Origin of the sequence: Mycoplasma feriruminatoris (assembly GCF_000327395.2) — a bacterium.
Classification (GTDB): Bacteria; Bacillota_I; Bacilli_A; order Mycoplasmatales; family Mycoplasmataceae; genus Mycoplasma; species Mycoplasma feriruminatoris.
Genome location: NZ_CP091032.1, coordinates 79,424 through 98,745 on the forward strand (window position 1 = coordinate 79,424; position 19,322 = coordinate 98,745).

Here is a 19,322-nt window from a genome sequence, read left to right on the forward strand (position 1 = left end):
TATATAATTATTTAAATTTTTTTGCAATAATTAACTACTCTTTTTTTAACTTTTTTATTTTTTAAAATCAATTGTTGATTTTTCAAATAAAAAACCAGAAATATCTGGTTGTTTTCAAAATAATGGTGGGGAATAAGGGACTTGAACCCTTACGTCAAAGACGCTAGATCCTAAGTCTAGTGCGTCTGCCAATTCCGCCAATTCCCCAATGGTGACTCGTCGGGGATTCGAACCCCGGACCCACTGGTTAAAAGCCAGTTGCTCTACCTGCTGAGCTAACGAGTCACAATTGCCTATATAATAATAGCATTCTTATATTTTAATTTCAATTAAACTAATTAAGAATTTATTTATATATTAAATAAAAAAAATTAACTTTAGTTAAAAAATAATAAAAATTAATAAAATTAGCTTTTTTAAACAAATAAGTTAAGAAATTTTTAAAAAATAGTACTTTTTAGATTCATTTTTTCTAATACCAAAATGAGGATTAGATATGAAAGCTACAAAGTTATTTATTATTGATTTTTATAACTTCTTAATTTTAAAACATTATTTTTTATTGTTTTTATTATTAAGTATTTGTATGAGTACTAGTTTTATACTAAGTAAAAATATTAATTATTTAATTCTAGCTATTTTCTTTTTTAGTTTAACTATTATTTTAAATTATAAAAATACTTTAACAATAGTTTTAATCTTTATATCAATTAATTTAATATTTGTAATCTATATGTTTTGATTTAAACAAACTGATTTAACTTATTTAAATAACAAAACTTTAATAAGTAAAGTAATTGATAAAAAAACTAACTATGCAATTTTACAATATAAAAACATTAAGTTCTATATAAATGACTTTAATAATAATTTTTTATTAGACCAAACTATACAAATATCTGGAGTATTTAACAAACTAGAAAGTAACACTAGTTTTTATCAATTTGACTTTTTTAATTATTTAAATAAACAATTTATAGATTTTGAACTAACTAATTATAAAGTAGAAAAAATAAGTAATGGTATTAGAAGTAATTTGTTTATTACTAATTATTTTTATACAAATAAACTTGCTAGTATGTTTTTATTTGAAACAATTGATAGATCTACTAAGTTAGGTGAATTAATAAAAGATCTTAATTTAGGATTTTTAGTAGTTATTAGTAGTTATAATATTAGTTTTTTTACTAAGTTTTTTTATAAATTAAATGCTAAGTATAAATGAACAAATGTTATTACTTATTTATTTTATTTAATAGTATTTTTATTATCTTATTTATCTAATTTTTCTTATGCTAGTTTAAGAATAGTTATCTTTTTTATAGTTAGTTTATATTTTAAGTATTTTAAAAAATCAAGCTTGTTAGTTTTTAAAAGGTTTATTACTTTACTAGTTTGTTTTGCAATTACTCCTAGTTTTTTAACATCTAGTGCAGTTATTTTTGTAATTATTAGTTTTATGTTTTATTATGATCAAATATTTAAAAATAAGTTTATAGATTTAATATTTAGATCATTAATTTTTACTTTTTATTTTATTCCAATACAGATCTTTTATTTTTATAGTTTTAGTATTGTTGTTCAAAGTTTATTAATTATTTTAAGACCTTTATTTAGTTTTTTATATTTTAGTATTTTTATATGAGTTTGATTTGATCATAATTATTTAACTAATTTATTAATTAAGTTATTTGAGTTTATTAAAACAATTAATTTTAATTTTAATATTGGTTATGTTAATGTAGGCTTATTAATATTAGTTTATTTAGCAATTTTAATTATTATTAAATATAACTTTAAATCAATATTAAGTTGAATTAATTTATTAGTTATTCTTTTATTAAGTTATTTAGTTAGTTGGTTAATTAAACCTAGTGTGTTTTTAGTAATGCTAAATGTAGGAAACGGTAACTGTTTTGTTTTTCACGACAAGTTTAAAAACACAACAATTATAAATGATTGTGGAGTTGGAAAAGGTTTTTCTAAAAACTTAGGTTATGAGTTTTTAAAATATTTTGGAATTAATCATGTTGATTTAATTATTGTTTCTCATAATCATGCTGATCATTATAATGGAATTGATGCTATTAAAAAAAATATCAAAGTATATGAAACAATAACTTATAATAATTTCTTACCTTTTAAAAGTATTTCTAATGTAAATATGTACTTTTTTTGAAATAACTTAGAAAATGAAAATGATAAATCTTTAGTTTATTTATTTGAATATAGAAACATAAGAATTTTATTTACAGGAGATGTTGAAAAAAAAGCTGAAAATCTTTTAGTAAATAATGATTATTTTAAGTACGTAATTAATTTAAAACCAATAGATATTTTACAAGTACCACATCACGGTTCTAATACTAGTTCAACTAATGAATTTATTAATTTAATAAAACCTAAATATGGATTAATTTCAGGAAATAAAAGAACTTATAATTTCCCAAGAATCCAAACTCTAGAAACCTTATACAAATATAATGTTAAATATTTTATCAGTCAAACTGATGGAAATACTTTTTATAATTTTTTAACTAATAGTTTTTGATTTGAAAAATAAAACCTGGATTTTTAAATAACCCAGGTTTTTTATTAATAATCTAAATTTCAAAGTTTGATAATTCTAGTTTGTTTAGTAAATAAAACAGTTTTTTTATAATCTTTTTTTAGTGATTTTAATAAATCTTTTATACTTATTAATTTAGCTTTTTGATCTTCTAATAATTGGTTTAATTTATTTGAATCAGTTTGAGTTTTAAGTTGTGATTCTAAACTTTTAATTTCATTTTTTAAATCAACTAGTTGTGTGTCTAGTTCAAGTTTAGAGTTTAAATAATTAGTTTTAGCAGTTTTTAAATAATTCTTAGATTGATTATTAATGTTATTAACTAATAATTTTCTATTATTTTTAAACTCTTTAATATATTGTTTATGTATTTTAATTAGCTCTTTATATTTTTGATTAACTAAAGTTTTATCATTATAGTCAATATCAATATTTAGATTTTTTAAAAAGATAACTTTTTTAGAGATATGTTTATCGTCTAACTTATCTAAACTTATTTTACTTTTTACATAACTATTAAAAGCATTGGCTTGTTGATAGTTCATAGTTTGTTCTTTTTTAAATAGTTTTAAAGTAGCTTTGTAAGTTGCAAAACAATAGTGTTGATATTTATTAATTAGTCAATCAATTCATCTAGGATTTTTATTTTCTAAAAACTTTACTCTTAATGTATTTGAAATACTTTCAACAATTAAAGTAAAAATAATTAATCCAAATACTAAAGCACCAAATTCAGAATACAAACCTTCTTCAAAATAACCTTTTATAAGTTTTCCTAAAGTTCCAGCTCCAACTACTCCTAAAGTTGCAACTTCTTTAAAGTTAATTTCAAAACGATAAATAATATAAGAAATTATTTCATTTTGAGTTTGAGAAAATATTCCATATCTAAACACTTGAAATTTATTTAATCCTAAAGCTTTTAATTGGTTAACTATTTTAAAGTTAATTGTTTCATAAACTTCTCTATAGTATTTTGTAAGCATTCCAATTGTTCCAACAGCTAAAGCTAATGATCCAGCAAATGGACCTATACCAACTGCAAAAACAAAGATATAAGCATACATATAAGTTGGAATTGCTCTAATTAAAGTAGTTAAACATAAAATTGGTTTTGCAATAATTGGATGAACTATTTTTGATGAACTTAATAATCCTAGTATGTAAGCAAAAACTGCTCCAATTACTGTACCTAAAATAGCGATTGTTAAAGTTTCTCAAAGAATATACATAACTGAATATGATTGAGCTGTTTTGTTTGTTGAACTAAGTGGATTAGCATAATATAAAGATTCTCAGTTAATATTTAAAATACCTAAAACCTTTTCATTTGCTAATTTAACTGATGAACCACTTGCTAATGAAAAATTAACATCTTTAATCAAGAAAATAAATAAGAATAGAATAATTGCAAAAAACACAATTCTTTTAATATATGTTTTTGGCATCTTTTTTAACACTGATTCAGGTGTTAGTGTTTTTTTGAATTTTTCAGTTTCAATTTTTATTGTATTTTCAACTTGAGCTTTGATTTGTTCTCTAACAATTAAACATTCATTTGCAATTTTAGTTTTAGTGATTTTATCGATTCTAACTAAATGATCTACAAAATCAACTTTTACAAATAAACTTTCTTTATTTTCTTTAAATAATTTTTTGTATTTTTCTTTATCGTTTTTAACATCAAGTTTATATTGTTTTTTAAACTCATATATTAATTTTTTCTTTTGTAATTTTAAAACTTCAAGTTCTTTTATATCAGTTGTGTTTGCTATTTTTTCATTGATTTGTTTTGTAAGAATGTAATTAATATAAAATTGAACATTACTTAGTCTATCAATGTTTTTATAAGGTTTTTGAATTTTATTTATTAGTTTTTTTTCTAATAAAAAGTCTTTTTCTTCGATTATGTAATTTCTAATTAAAAAGATAAATAATTCAATTAATAGAATAGTTATAGCAAAAATTGTTAGTAAGAATCCTGATTTATTAAATTCAGAAGAATCTAAAGTTGATCTAATTAAATCTCCATAACTATCTAACCCAGTAACAATAGCAATAACTGAAAAGTAACGAATATTAGTTTCTAAAGTATATAAAGAAATTGAAAGTAAATTAGTTGAGATTTGTGGAAGCACAGCTTTTTTAAATGACTGAAATTTATTAGCTCCAGTAGCTTGCATTGTTGTAAATACTTTTGTATCAATTTGTTCTATTTTTTCATAAAACAATTTACCTGCTACTGAAAATGAAAAGAAGATAATTCCGATTACTGATGATCCATAACCTGTTAAAAAATAACCAGCTATAATCATAGCCATTGCAAAACTTGGAATTGTTCTAAAGATTGCTAAAAATCCTCTAGAAATGTTATTTACATATCTATTTGAAACAATACTTCTTGATGCTAGTACTGAAAAAGGAAGACATAGAATAATTCCTAAAAAAGTACCAACAAAAGCAAGTTTAATTGTTTGTCCTAGATTATAAAAACTAGTTTCTAAAAAAGAATTTGGCAACCCGTGTTTTTGTGTTCAATCATTAAAATCTCATTTAAAAAAATCACCAAAAAGATTAGTTAGTTTATCAAAATTTCCAAAAAACTCGTCTCATCTTTCTTCAGCTAAAGCAAAACCTAAAATTACAAAAATTATTATTCCAATAGTAAAACTAATTGCAAAAACTCTTTTAGGTGGTTTTGTATAATGATTATCTATTTTAAATAAATTTCTGTCTTTAATTATTTTTCTATTAAGCATAATCTATTCTCCATAGATTCTTTTCATTGCATCAGCATCTAATTTACTTGGAACATCATCAAAAACAATTTCCCCATTATTTAATCCAATAACTCTTGTTGCATATTTTTTTGCAAGATCAACATGGTGGATGTTGATTAACACAGTAATTCCATCTTTTTTATTAATGTTTTTAAAATCTTTCATTACTTGATTTGCAAGAATTGGATCTAAAGCAGAAACTGGTTCATCTGCAATGATTAAAAACGGTTGCTGAGCTAAAGTTCTAGCAAGTGCCACACGTTGTTGTTGACCACCACTCAAATTATCAGCTCTTATGTATGCATAATCTAACAGACTTAATTTATTTAAAGAATTTAAAGCAATTAATTTATCTTCTCTTTTAAATAATCCAAGAATTTTATAAATTCCTTTTTGACTACTTACTCTTGCATTTAAAACATTTTGAATAACTGTTTTATTTGGTATGTTGTTATATTCTTGAGACATTAAACCAATTTTTTGTCTAAGTTTTTGAAGTTTTTTTCCTCTAGTTTTAGTTACTTCATAGTGTTCTTTTGTTTTATCAAAATCAATGATAATTTCACCTGAAGAAATATCATTTATTTTATTAATAGTTTTTAGTAGTGTAGTTTTTCCAGCTCCAGATAAACCAATAACAGCTACTAATTCACCACTATTAATTTCTAAATTTATATTTTTTAAAACTTGTTTACCATTAGGTCAAACTTTGTTTACATTATTAAAAAGTATCATTATTTACCAATTTCTATCAATTAATATTTTTTACCAATTTCTTTATTGATTCAATATTTACATTAGATTTTGAAATTTCTTGATCTATTTCTTTTCCAGGAACTATATATCTTTCATGGTTATAGATTTTAAAGACTTTTTTAGCTTCAGAATTTTCATTAATCAAATCAACAAATGATTGTCTTACATCTTCTAATAGTTGTTTGTCTTTAAATACTGATTTATTAGATTTTGAATATGAAATACCGTCATTATAAATTGATTGTGAAGCTCCAATAACCATTGAATTTTCAAATATTTCTTTTTCTTTATTACGTTCTTTTTTTACTTCTTCAGGAGTTTTACCATCAGTTTGTCTATCTCTAAAACGAATATCTGAGAATCCAAAAGTAATTGCATATGGACTGCTTTCTGGTTTTGCGTCCTTATCACCTATAGCTGTAGCAGAATCTGTAAAAGATAAGGCTTTTACAAGTCTTCTATCTGTATCTTTTTCAGTTAGCATTTTAGTTATTTCCTGTTCATTTAATCCTACAAAATTTTTAAGTCATAAAATTGGGTATAAAAATCCAGAACTTGAGGTTTTAGATTTACCAATTCCAATTTTAACCTTTGGATTTTGTATTAATTTTTTAAGAAGATTTTGGTATTTTCTTGCATTACCATTTCCGTTGCCATTCTTAAATAGACTCTCTATAGTTTCATAATAGTTTTTCCCACTAAACTCACTATCATTTTCAACTTTAATTGATTTCAAAATTGGAATATTTGCAAAAACATATGATCTATAGTAGCCCGCAGGATTTGATGAATCATACATTTTCTTTGAATATCCATCTTTATCATCTGTAGGTTTTGCAGCTTCTACAGCTTTTTTATAATTTTTAACTAAATTAAATGCAACTTCATTGCTAATTTCAGCAATTGCTTTGTTATTGTCAAATTTTTGATCAGTTCCCTTAAAATCTTCAAGTGTTGTTTCAGGAGTTACTCCAGATCTACCAGCAGTTAATAAAACACCTAATTTATTATAAGTTCCATCTGATTGTTTTTCACCTCTATAGGTTGAATAAGTGTTTATAGGTAAAAAACCAATATCTTCATTACCATTAGCTAAAGATTGACCAGCGATTTCATAGTTTTGACTAGTTGTTACTTTAACACGTTTAGTAAATTTAGAACCTCTTTTATCTGCTTTTTTCTTTAGCTCTTCTGTTAATAACTTTTCTAGTGAAGCTGTTGTTGATTCAACATCAGTTTGATTTTGTGATGGAACGAACACAACTCTTAACTCGTTATTTCTTTTACCACAAGCAACAGTAACTACAGTAGCACTAGTAGCTAGCAAGCTTATTCCTATCAACGATATTAATTTTTTCATAATATTATTCTCTTTCTTTGTTTTTTATTTACAAACTAAATTGATTATTAGTTAGTAAGATATTTAGTTACATAATTTATTATATAAGAATTAAAATGGCCAAAATACTAATAAAAGGCTCTTTATAAAACCTATTAAAACATAAAATAAATTTCACAATATAAAAATATTTTTACTTTGAATAAGGTATTTATGCTTTATTTTTTAATATTTTGTGCTTAGAGTTATAAAAATTAGAGAATAAAAACAAATGCAACAGTGATTTGGTTTAGTGTTGCATTTGTTAATTAAAAATTAAAATAATAAGTTTTTAGGTGTTCTTGGGAATGGAATTACATCTCTAATGTTTGAAGCACCAGTAATATACATAATCAATCTTTCAAATCCTAAACCAAATCCAGCTGATTTGTAGTATCCATATAACCTTAAATTGTTATATCATTCTAATTGATCAATATCAATATTTACTTCATTACATCTTTTAATTAATTTTTCATAATTATCTTCACGTTGACTTCCACCAACTAATTCACCAATTCCAGGAACTAATAAGTCAACAGCAGCAACTGTTTTATTATCTGGGTTTTGTTTCATGTAAAATGCTTTAATTTCTTTTGGATAATCAGTTACAAAAGTTGGAGTTTTGTTTACTTGTTCACAAATATATCTTTCATGTTCGGTTCCTAAATCTAATCCAAATTCAATATCTGAAACTTCAAATTTGTGACCATCAGCAACAGCTTGTTTTAAAATTTCAATAGCTTGAGTATATGTTGTAACTTTAAATTCTGAATTTCTAACATTATTTAATTTATCAATTAATCCATTTTCTAAATGTTCATTACAGAATTCTAATTCTCTTCTATTGTGTTTAAATATGTAATTAATAATATATTTAACCATATCTTGAATTAGTAAGATATTATCTTTTAAATCAGCAAAAGCAACTTCAGGTTCTATCATTCAAAATTCAGCAGCATGTTTTGCAGTATTTGAATTTTCAGCTCTAAAAGTAGGACCAAATGTATAAACTTTTTTAAATGCTTGAGCAAAAGCTTCAGCGTGTAATTGACCAGAAACTGTTAAGCTTGCTTTTTTTCCAAAAAAGTCTTTTTCATAATCTGCATCTTCTCTAGTTGTTACTAGAAAAGCTTCTCCTGCACCTTCAGCATCATTTGAAGTAATAATTGGTGAATGTACATAAACAAAGTTTCTTTCATTAAAGAATTTATGAATAGCATAAGCAGCTGAAGATCTAATTTTAAAAATGGCATTAAAAGTTTTTGTTTTAGCTCTTAAGTGAGCAATTTCTCTTAAATATTCAGTTGTGTGTTCTTTTTTTTGCAATGGATAATCTTCAATTGCTTGATCAATAAGTTCGATACTATCTGCTTGTAATTCGAATTTTTGTTGTTTTTCTGGAGTTAAAACAACTCTTCCAATTACTTTAACAATTGAACTTACTCTTGCTTGAAGCGCTTGTTCATATCCATTAGTTTTAGTTTTATAAACTACTTGTAAATCAGTAAAAGTAGTTCCATCATTTAAAATCATAAATGAAACAAATTTACCTTGTCTGTTTGATCTTACTCTACCTATAATTTCAACTTCTTGATCAATTAGTTCAGAATGTTGTTCAAATATTTGTTTGATTTCCATAATATCTCCTAATTTAATATGTATTTTTCTATAAATTGTCCAACTCCACCATTAATGTTTGTATCAGTGATATATTTGGCTTTTTGTTTAATTTCATCAACAGCATTACCAACAGCAACACTATTTGGAATTTCTTCAAACATTGTTATATCATTCATATTATCACCAAATACTACAACATCATTAATATCAACATTTAATATTTCAGCCATTTTTTTAATAGCTGTTCCTTTAGTTGCTGTAATATTTGTAAATTCATAAATTGGAATAGTTTCAATATGATTTCTCATACTTGTTAAATAATTATCTAATTTTTCAGCTTTAAATCAGTCTTCAAAAATTTTATTTTTTTCTTGTGGAACAAAAATCATAATTTGAACTGGATCAATAAAATTAAAGTTTCCATCAACTGAACATATAGTTTTATTAAATCTTTCAAATCAATTTCTTTTGATCATACTTTCAACTTCAAAAGGTATATTATTTCAATAAATATCTGCAGGAGTTGCTGTAAAAACAACTGTACAAATATTTAGTTCAGTTAATTTTTTAACCATTTTATTAACAATAGCGTTATCAATTTTATTAACATAAACAGGTTCAAAATTACTAATTTTTGAAATTAAAGCCCCATTAGCTAAAACAACTAAATCAACGTGCTTTCCTATATCAAATAAATCTGCTCTTGGTTTTGCTGATTTATAAGGCTGACCAGTTGCAATTGTTACATGGATATTTTTATCAATTGCTTTTTGTAAAATTGGTTTATCAATATCATTTGCTAGTTTTCCATGATGTAGAACAGTACCATCTAGATCTGTAACAATTAGCTTAATATTTTTTAACATTTACTACTCCTTAGTCTTTGTAAAAAAATGTTGAAATTTCATTTTTTTCGTTAAAGTTATTTAAGATGATTTTATCAGTAATACCCATCTTTTCTAATGCTATGCTTGTTTTAATATCATCTTTAATAATTTTGTTTTCAAACTTTAAAATTCTATAAATATTTTGATAATAATGCTCTTTTAAACTTAAACAATGTTTAGAAGTTTCATATATTAAAATCTCATCATTTAAATTAAATTTTTTCCTATTTAAATACAGTCTTATTGAATCATTATGAGATGTAATTTTATCTTCAATTGAGTGAATAAATAAAATAGGAATTTTTGCTGGAATAATATGTTGCTTTTCATATTTATTAAACAAATTCATATTATTTCAATCAGATAATGTAATATCTTTTTGTTTTTTTAAAATTTGTTTAATTATATGAATGTCATATTTTTTTGAAAAAAATCTTTGTATTGTTAATTTTTGTAATTGATGTAATAAAGAACTAATACTTGCATAAGTACTATCACTAATAATAAATTTAACTTTACTTTCTTCTAAAAACTTTTGTTTTGTTAAAGTTAAATAGTTAATTACAAAAGCTCCCATGCTCATTCCAACTAAACCTATAGCTTGAATTTTTTCAGTTTTATTTAAATAATCGATTGCTGCAATTAGATCTTTACTTTCTAATAGACCCATTGTTACAAAAGGTGTTTCTTCTGAATCACCGTGATTTCTAAAATCATAAACTAAAACATTATATCCAAGTTCAATAAAAGCTTTAGATCAATATAAACTTCAATATTTATCACCTAAAAATCAGTGGCTAACAATAATTCATTTTTTAGAATTATGATCAGTTATATATTTAAGTGCTGAAATTGTTATACTATCACTAGTTTTAAATTTAATTGGAATTAAGTTATCATTGATTCTAAATTCTAGTTCTTTATGTTTAAAAAATGATCTCATAATCTTATTCATTTTATTGATTTCAGGATTCATATAAATATGCTTTTTAGATTGAGATTTTTTAAAAGAAACTGAACTTTCTAATAACTTAGAAAACTTAGAAAATGAAACGTTTATCGATCGAAATATCTTATTACCAGTTTTTTTAATAAGAGCTCTTTTTTGTTTAGATGTCATAATAATCTTTCTTTTAAATTATTATAGTTCTTTATTTTTTAAAAGAATTTTTTCGTATGCTAATTTAGCAATCATTGCAGCATTATCAGTACAATAACTCATTTTAGGAACAAATGTATTTTTAATATTATATTTTTGACCTAAGTTTAAAATTATTTTTCTAATTTCACTATTAGCACTTACTCCACCAGCTACTGTTAAAGTTTTTGGATTAAATTCTTTAATAGCTTTTTCTAATTTTTTTTCAATAATACTTGTTGCTGTATATTGAAAACTTGCTGCAAAATCTTCTAAATTAATTTCTTGATTTTTTTGATTTAAATTATGAATCAAATTAATACATGCAGTTTTTAATCCAGAATAAGAAAAATCATAAGTATTATCATCTTTTAAAATAGGTAATAAATAAGCATCTTTATTTCCTTTAGCTGCTAATTTATCTAAAATAGGACCACCAGGATAACTTAATCCTAAAACTCTAGCTACTTTGTCATAACACTCACCAATTGCATCATCTCTAGTTGAACCAATGATTTTAAAATCATCTGCTGAATTAATTAATTCAATTTGAGTATGACCACCAGAAACTACCATTGCTAAAACTGGATAAACAAACTCATTTTCAATAGCAGCACCAAATATATGACCTTGAATATGATCTAAAGCTAATAATGGTTTATTAATATATAAACTAATAGTTTCAGCTACTAATTTTCCAACAATTAATGATCCAATCAAACCTGGAGATTTAGTATAAGCTACATAATCAATATCTTCTATTTTTAAATTAGCTTGGCTTAATGCTGCTTTTAAAACTCAATTAAAATTTTGAACATGTAATCTTGCTGCTAATTCAGGAACTACTCCACCAAACATTTGATGATCTTTTATTTGTGAAGAAATAACATTAGTTAGAATTTTATTATTATCTATAACTGAAACTGAAAATTCATCACAGCTTGACTCAATAGCTAAAATTTTCATTTTTCTCCTTTTTAAAACTATTTAAAGACCATAAAAAAATAAAAATAATAAAAAAAGAATACTCTAGTTAAAGTTATGAAATTTTGAGTAATCTTGTTTTTATTATTTTTTCTTTTCTTTGTTATTAATACTATCTCTAACTTGTCCTGTTGTTCTGTGAATAATTACTGAACCTTGGCGTTTTTTTGTTAGTTCATTAGCATAAGCAATGGCTTCTTTTTGTGTGTCAAATAATTTAGTAGGACGTGAGTTTCCTACACCTTTTACTTGTCATTTACCATCATATGGTGTCACATGATAAACTGTTGCTTGTTGTTTTTCAGCCATATATCTCCTTTATTTTTTTATTAATATATATTTTATTTTACTATACAGTCTTTTTAAATACTTTATTTTTTAGTGCAATTTATTTGACAATGAGTATAAAATTGTTCATATTTATTTTATTGTTTGTCAATTACAAGTTTATGACTATAAAACTTATGAATTTAAATAATATAATTAAGTAGAGAAAAGAGATGATTTTATGTTAGTAAATGATACTATAGTTGCTCCAGCTACAAATATTTCAACACAAGCAATTGCTTTAATTAGAGTTAGTGGATCTGATGCTTTTTTAATTGTTAATAAGTTAATTAAAGATAAAAAACTAGAAGAAAAAAGAGGTTTATTTTTAAGAAAATTATATTTTGAAAATGAATTAATTGATGAAGTAGTTTTATCTTGTTTTGTTTGTCCTAATTCTTTTACTGGTGAAAATGTTGTTGAAATTGCTTGTCATGGAGGAATTTTAAACACTAATAGAATCATCAATATTTTAATTCAATCTGGAGCTAGAATGGCTTTAAGAGGAGAATTTAGTCAACGCTCTTTTTTAAATGGAAAAATAGATTTAATTCAAGCTGAAGGAATCAATAATTTAATTCATGCTAAAAATGAATTAGCTTTAAAAATTGGTGTTGCTAATATGAGTGGATCGAATAATAAAGCAATTATTGAATTAAAAGATAATTTATTAGATATTATTAGCCGTATTCAAGTTTCAATTGATTATCCTGATTATGATGATGTTGAAGGATCAAGTATAGAAGATCTAACTAAATTATTAGAAGTGATTAATGATCAAATTAATAAACTTTTAATAAGATCTAAAATGGCTTTTAAAAACTCTGAAGGTATAAAAACTGCAATTATTGGTCAAACTAATGTTGGAAAATCATCAATTTTAAATGCTTTGATTAATGAAGATAAAGCAATTGTTACAGATATTCCTGGAACTACTAGAGATATAGTTGAAGGACAAATTAATTTAGAAAATGTTAGTTTAAATTTAATTGATACAGCAGGAATTAGAAAGACTAGTGATGTTGTTGAAAATTTAGGAATTATAAAATCTAAAAATTTAATTAATGAAGCAGATCTAGTTTTGTTTGTTGTTAATAATGAAAATATTAATGATTCTGATAATCAAGAAATTTTTGAACTATTAAAAAATAAAACTTATATTTTAATTGTTAATAAAGCTGAAAATTTAACTAAAACTCAAAAAACTGATTTAGAAAAAAAATATGAAAATATTGTATTTACTAGTGCTATAAATCATGATATTGATCAATTAGTTACAAAAATTAATCAAATGTATTTAAATGAAGAAATTAGTAAAAATGATGAATTAATTTTAATTGGATTAAACCAAATTACTTTAGTTGAACAAATTAAAAATAAACTTTCAACAGCTTTAGGTGTAATTAAATCAGGTATGCCAATTGATATAGTTAATGTTGATTTATATGATGCTTGAAATTTATTAAATGAACTAATTGGTGTTGAATATGAAGATGAAATTATTGATAACATCTTTAGAAAATATTGTTTAGGTAAATAAAAAAAATCAACCTATAAAGGTTGATAAATATTATTTTATGGATTGAAAAACTAAGCACTCATTAAGCGTGACTTTTCTCTAGCAGCTTTATTATCTTTAAAGATTCCTTTTTTTAAACCTTTATCTACTAAACTTACTGCATGATTAACTAATTCAGCTTTATTTGCATCATCATTAGATTTTGCATTTAAAGCTTTTTTAATAGCAGTTTTGATTTCTGATTTAAATGCTTTATTTGCTAATCTTGATTTTTCATTAGTTAAAACACGTTTTTCTTGAGATTTGATATTTGCCATTTTTTCAACTCCTTTTATAAACAATAATTTATAATACAAAAATAAGTATAACAAAATTTAAGTCAATTTAAAAAAATATTAGTTTAAATGGGTAGATTATTATAATACATTTTTAAAAATTCTTAGAAATTGTTAGTATCTAATTTTAATTATCCTAGTTTTTCAATAGATTTAAATAAATTACTAATTCCAGATTTAGTAATTTCATAACCTAAATTATTCATTTCTTCAACTAGTTCGTTGTATGAATAATCAGGAAATTTTAACCTTAAATTAGCTAAAACTTGAGCTTTTTTACTTAGCAAATGAAACTGATTTGTTTGTTTTAAATAATTAATAGTTTCTATTTGTTTTTGACCTGTAACTAAAGTTTTTGTTTGATTTGAGATATCAAAATTATTAACTCTATTTATACTATTATAAACATCTCTTGAAATACGTTCGTTTTCAAATTCCATAACAGAACTTGAAGCATCAATTAATTTTAAAAAATCAGATACCATAATTGATTTTTTAATATAACAAATAAAACGATTTGCATTTCTTTCTAATAGTTTAAATTTAAAACCTAAATCATTAGTTAAATTAATAAAATAAGTGGCATCAATTTTAGTTTTAAATTGTAAGTCTAAATGATAGTTACTAGTTTTTGGTGAATTTACTGATCCAATGGCAGTAAAGATTCCAGCAATATAAGCTCTTAGTATTGAAGTTTTGTCTTTAACATCACTACTTACTTTAAAACCATAAACTTTTTGATTATTTTGATCATAAATTCTTAACTTTTGTAAAAAACTATTAATATCTCCAATTAAAGTTAAAACAAAATTTTTATGTTTTTTTAATACTTGAGATTGAATAATTGAAATTTCAACTTGACCTTCAAAAAGCTGTCTACAAAAACTTAATAAAGTTCTAGCTATTTTATTACTAATTGTTGAAAATCTGATTTTAGAAGTATTATTAGAAAAAATTATATCAGAGCTATATCTAATAAAACCTGAAAGATAAGCTAGTTTTTGTTCTTCATTAAAACTATGCATTACTATTTCTTCTTTTACTTCTAAAGCAAATGACATAATTTTCACCTTCTAATTTGATTTTCTTACTTTAAAGTAATCAACTTCGTACAATCAACCTGGTTTTCTAAATAATCTACAAAATACAAGTTGAGAACAAACAATTCCAACAAAACCAATAACAACTGATAATCCTACAATAGCTAATGATAAATCCTTATTATTTGAAATAAATAGATTGTCATTTGATCTAGTTAATTCTAAGACATATCTAACAACATTTCATAACATAAAATAACTAAACATAGCTACCCCACTTCTTGTAATAGGATAATTATTTTTATTATTTAAATCTAATAAAACTTGATTAGTTTGTCATTTTTTAACAATAAAGTTTTTATTTGAAGAATTTATTTTTTCAGCTTTTAATTTAAATTCTTCAACAGCATCAGGTTTAGTGTTATTTTCTAAAGCTTGTTTTCAAGCGTCTTTTCTACTTATTTTTTGATCACTTGATTTAATTCAAGGTTTGAAAAATTGAACAAAACTAAATAAATTATCAATTTTAATTACATTATTATTAGCATCCATTGGTTTTGAAAATACTTTATAAATATTAGGAATAATAAAAGTAATTACAATTCAGCAAATAAGTAATAGTATTGATTCATAGAAAAATATTGGAGAAAGTAATACTAAATTTCCATATTCTAAACTAACACCATTAATTGTTGTAGAAGATCCAGTATAAACTGATAGAGAGTTTTTTAGAATAATATCAGGTAGTCATAATGGTCTTGAATGATTTTGTAAAAAAGCACCAAATAATTGATCAATAGTTGCATCATTATAATTTGATGGTATTGAATCAGCTATTTTTACAACAGGATGACCTAAAACTTCATGGTTAAAAAAGTTTCCTCATCTTCCAACTACTTGACCTAATAAAATATTTGGAATAATTGCATCTCCATAAACTAATAAAGAAATTTTAGTTCTTCTTCCAACAATGTAAAAAAAGATTAATCCTACAAAACTTCCAGCAAAAACACCACCATGAATTGCTAGTCCACCTTCTCAAAATGCAAATCTTTCAAAAAATGAGATATCTTGATCAATTTTTCCAAAAAATGAAGCACCAAATAATGAAGAAGGAATGATAAAAATTACTGAAAGTGATAAGTCGTTTATTGATAATCCTTTTTTATAAAAGTTAAATAAACTAAATCCAATAGCTAACATCATTCCAAGTGTCATGGTAAGAGAATATATTCTTATTTTTCCATATTCTGGTTTTATATTGTTATAAGTTAAAGAAGTGTGATTGCTATTTGATGGATCAGAAAATGAGTTTCCATCAATTCAGTTTTGTCTTAAAAGTGAAGTTGTTAAAATTAAAAATAAAGTTATACAAAATCCAAATAACAATCATAAACTAGTAGCAATAATTGTTCTTTTATCATTAGCTAATTTTAACTTAAATTTATCAATTAATTTGTTTGTCTTTTTTTCATTCATAAAATCACCTTACTTTACTTCTTGAACATATTCAACTGCCATTTGTCCAGCAATAGCACCATCACCACATGCAATAGCAATTTGACGTAATGGAACATCTCTAACATCACCAGCAACAAATAAACCTTTGATTTGTGTTTCCATTTTATCATTTGTTGGAATATAACCTTTTTCATTTTCAATACATAAATGTTTTACTGAATCAATTAAAGGAGTTGATCCAATGTATGGGAAAATCGCACTTACAATTAATTCTTTTTCTCCATTAGGTGTTGTTATAGTAAGTGATTCAACTTTATCAGTTCCATGAATTTCTTTTACTTGAGATTTTAATAAAAATTCAACATTACTTTGAGCTTTTAATTTAGCAACTTTATTAGCATCAGCTCTAAAAACATCTCTTCTAACAATTAAATAAACTTTATCAACTAATTGAGATAAATACATAGCTTCTTGAACAGCAGAATATCCTCCACCAACAACAGCAACTGGTTTATTTTTATAAAAAGCCCCATCACAAACTGCACAATAACTTACACCTTTACCATACAATTCTTCTTCACCTTTAATACCTAATTTATTTTCTAAAGTACCTGTTGCTAAAATTACTGAATAAGCTTTTTTAACTTCATTATTTGTTAAAGTAACTTCAAAAATATTATCAGAATTTTTAAAAATACTTTCAACTCCAACAAACTCAACACTAGCATTTAAACTTAAAGCTTGAAGATACATTTTAGAAGCTAATTCAGGTCCTTGGATTGTTTCAAATCCAGGATAGTTTTCAATTAAATCAGTTTTAATTAGTTTTCCACCTGGAGCTGAGTGTTCATAAATAATTGTTTTTAAACCTGCTCTTGCTGTATAAATTGCACTAGTTAAACCAGCAGGCCCACTTCCAACTATAATAACATCATAAATTTCATTAGTAAGATTTTTCATACAACCATCCTATCTGTCTTCATTTATATGGAGAAATAAATTGCGTTAATAATATTATAAAGATTCCACTTAGTAAAATTATACTTAAAATTATAAAATTAATTGTTCTATGATTTTGAATAAATAGTTCATGATTTTGTCTAAATGTTTCTAAAATAATTCTAATAATTAAATAACCTAAAACATAACAACCAGTTAAAACACCACTTCTAATAACTTTAAACTGATTTGGATTATTTAATTTTTCTATATCTTTGCTAAAAACATTAACATTAAAAAATAAGTTTCAAAAACCATATTTTTGATAGTAATTATTTTTACTATTGATAAATAAATCTTTGTTTTTTTTAAGTTCTTGGGTTTTTAAAATAACTGCTTTTTGATACTCTATAGAGTATTTATTTAAATTGTTTAACTTAAATTTATATTTTTTATTAATTAAATCTAATTGGTGTTTGTAATTAGATTTTATGTTTTTATAATTTGATCTATCTTTTTGTTTTAAATTGTTAAACTCATCTATTTTATTTTCTAATAATTCAACTTGTTTATGATCTGGTTCATAATAATAAAATGCTTTATTTCAAGCTTGATAAAATGAAAGTTTTAACATAACTACATTTTGATTATCAAGATTAACTAACACTTTTTTATATTTAATTGGAACAATACTATTAAAGTTAATGATTTGATCTTCATTTAAATATTTATATTGTTTATTAAATCAACCAGGATAAGCTTTAGGTTCTAGATCTCAAGGTTTAGGGTGATTAATTCATCTAGTTAAATTATTAATAACAAACATAATAATTAATCATAAAAAGAAATTAGCTATTGATTCATATAAAAATAAAGGTTGATGATAAGTAATTTTTTGATTTAAAACATCTTTAATAGTTTGATTATTATGATTAACAAAGTTTTGTACTTCACTTCAAGTATTTGAATTAAAATCTCATCAATTATGATGACTAATTAATAGATCTGTTGGATTATTTATATGGTGAAAATCAATAAAATTAGGAAAGTAAAATAAGTTATTTTTAATAGATTCAGGTAATCAAAACAAACTATTATAATCAACGATTTGACCTAAAATCTCATGATTATAAAAATTTCCTCATCTTCCAATTACTTGACCTAGTAAAATATTTGGAATAATACAATCAGCATAAACTCATAAAGAAATCATTGTAGTTTTTGAGCGTTTTAAAAACCATCCAATTCCTGCTAGAATTCCAAATAATAAAGAACCAAATAAAGACATTCCCGGTTCTCAGAAAAAAAAGATTCTATATCAGGTATTTAGATGTTGATAAAAAGGTAAAAATGCTTTTCCAAAAATTGTAGCTCCAAGTATACCAAAAGGAACTATTATAAAAATAGAAATTTCAAATTCTTTAAGTGGTATAGCTTTTAATTTTAAACAAATAATACTAGCTATAATCACACTTGAAATTCCTAAAAACATAAAAATTGGATAAGCTGGAATTAATTGAAAAAATGATCTAGCTAAAGATGGATCACCATTTTGTTTTATTCATTCAAAATAAGTAGTTGACATT

General features: G+C 23.5%; 15 protein-coding genes and 2 tRNA genes. 2 read left to right on the forward strand and 15 right to left on the reverse strand.

Annotated features, from left to right (window positions below; all coding sequences use genetic code 4):
- Positions 1 to 123 precede the first annotated feature (123 nt).
- A tRNA-Leu gene (locus D500_RS00325) sits at positions 124 to 207 on the reverse strand.
- 2 nt (positions 208 to 209) lie between these two features.
- Positions 210 to 285, reverse strand: a tRNA-Lys gene (locus D500_RS00330).
- Positions 286 to 496: 211 nt separating this feature from the next.
- Between D500_RS00330 and D500_RS00335 the strand changes: the two genes are divergently transcribed.
- Complete coding sequence (locus D500_RS00335) at positions 497 to 2,563, forward strand: ComEC/Rec2 family competence protein (RefSeq protein WP_008362885.1); 2,067 nt, start codon at positions 497 to 499, stop codon at positions 2,561 to 2,563.
- Positions 2,564 to 2,595: 32 nt separating this feature from the next.
- Here D500_RS00335 and D500_RS00340 read toward each other — a convergent pair whose 3' ends face one another.
- The 8 genes from D500_RS00340 to D500_RS00375 all read right to left on the reverse strand — a co-directional run bounded on the left by D500_RS00340 (position 2,596) and on the right by D500_RS00375 (position 12,424).
- Positions 2,596 to 5,328 carry a PhnE/PtxC family ABC transporter permease gene (locus D500_RS00340; RefSeq protein ID WP_008362889.1) on the reverse strand — a complete coding sequence of 911 codons (2,733 nt, stop codon included), beginning with the start codon at positions 5,326 to 5,328 and terminating at the stop codon, positions 2,596 to 2,598.
- Positions 5,329 to 5,331: 3 nt separating this feature from the next.
- Positions 5,332 to 6,084, reverse strand: coding sequence for a phosphonate ABC transporter ATP-binding protein (phnC, locus tag D500_RS00345; protein ID WP_008362891.1), 753 nt, complete (start codon positions 6,082 to 6,084; stop codon positions 5,332 to 5,334).
- A gap of 13 nt (positions 6,085 to 6,097) precedes the next feature.
- Positions 6,098 to 7,465 (reverse strand): substrate-binding domain-containing protein, encoded by a 1,368-nt coding sequence (locus D500_RS00350; protein ID WP_008362893.1) that lies wholly within the window; start codon positions 7,463 to 7,465, stop codon positions 6,098 to 6,100.
- Positions 7,466 to 7,759: 294 nt separating this feature from the next.
- On the reverse strand, positions 7,760 to 9,124 hold the full coding sequence (gene asnS, locus D500_RS00355; protein ID WP_008362895.1) for an asparagine--tRNA ligase: 1,365 nt from the start codon (positions 9,122 to 9,124) through the stop codon (positions 7,760 to 7,762).
- Positions 9,125 to 9,132: 8 nt separating this feature from the next.
- Positions 9,133 to 9,972, reverse strand: coding sequence for a Cof-type HAD-IIB family hydrolase (locus D500_RS00360; protein WP_008362897.1), 840 nt, complete (start codon positions 9,970 to 9,972; stop codon positions 9,133 to 9,135).
- 10 nt (positions 9,973 to 9,982) lie between these two features.
- On the reverse strand, positions 9,983 to 11,113 hold the full coding sequence (locus tag D500_RS00365) for an alpha/beta hydrolase (RefSeq protein WP_008362899.1): 1,131 nt from the start codon (positions 11,111 to 11,113) through the stop codon (positions 9,983 to 9,985).
- A gap of 21 nt (positions 11,114 to 11,134) precedes the next feature.
- A complete protein-coding gene (gene tsaD, locus D500_RS00370) occupies positions 11,135 to 12,097 on the reverse strand; it encodes a tRNA (adenosine(37)-N6)-threonylcarbamoyltransferase complex transferase subunit TsaD (RefSeq protein ID WP_008362902.1) in 963 nt (320 codons plus the stop codon).
- 102 nt (positions 12,098 to 12,199) lie between these two features.
- On the reverse strand, positions 12,200 to 12,424 hold the full coding sequence (locus D500_RS00375; protein WP_008362904.1) for a DUF2188 domain-containing protein: 225 nt from the start codon (positions 12,422 to 12,424) through the stop codon (positions 12,200 to 12,202).
- Between the two features lie 199 nt (positions 12,425 to 12,623).
- Between D500_RS00375 and mnmE the strand changes: the two genes are divergently transcribed.
- On the forward strand, positions 12,624 to 13,982 hold the full coding sequence (gene mnmE / locus D500_RS00380) for a tRNA uridine-5-carboxymethylaminomethyl(34) synthesis GTPase MnmE (protein ID WP_008362906.1): 1,359 nt from the start codon (positions 12,624 to 12,626) through the stop codon (positions 13,980 to 13,982).
- Positions 13,983 to 14,032: 50 nt separating this feature from the next.
- Here mnmE and rpsT read toward each other — a convergent pair whose 3' ends face one another.
- From rpsT to D500_RS00405, 5 genes are all read right to left on the reverse strand, one after another.
- On the reverse strand, positions 14,033 to 14,278 hold the full coding sequence (gene rpsT, locus D500_RS00385) for a 30S ribosomal protein S20 (RefSeq protein ID WP_008362910.1): 246 nt from the start codon (positions 14,276 to 14,278) through the stop codon (positions 14,033 to 14,035).
- A 149-nt stretch (positions 14,279 to 14,427) separates the two neighbouring features.
- Positions 14,428 to 15,357 (reverse strand): DNA-binding protein WhiA, encoded by a 930-nt coding sequence (whiA, locus tag D500_RS00390; RefSeq protein WP_008362911.1) that lies wholly within the window; start codon positions 15,355 to 15,357, stop codon positions 14,428 to 14,430.
- A 12-nt stretch (positions 15,358 to 15,369) separates the two neighbouring features.
- Positions 15,370 to 16,815, reverse strand: coding sequence for a prolipoprotein diacylglyceryl transferase family protein (locus tag D500_RS00395; protein ID WP_008362912.1), 1,446 nt, complete (start codon positions 16,813 to 16,815; stop codon positions 15,370 to 15,372).
- A 9-nt stretch (positions 16,816 to 16,824) separates the two neighbouring features.
- On the reverse strand, positions 16,825 to 17,757 hold the full coding sequence (trxB, locus tag D500_RS00400) for a thioredoxin-disulfide reductase (protein WP_008362913.1): 933 nt from the start codon (positions 17,755 to 17,757) through the stop codon (positions 16,825 to 16,827).
- Entirely contained in the window at positions 17,741 to 19,321 is a 1,581-nt protein-coding gene (locus D500_RS00405; protein WP_008362914.1) for a prolipoprotein diacylglyceryl transferase family protein, read from the reverse strand. Before D500_RS00405 ends, trxB begins: the two co-directional genes overlap by 17 nt.
- Position 19,322 lies beyond the last annotated feature (1 nt).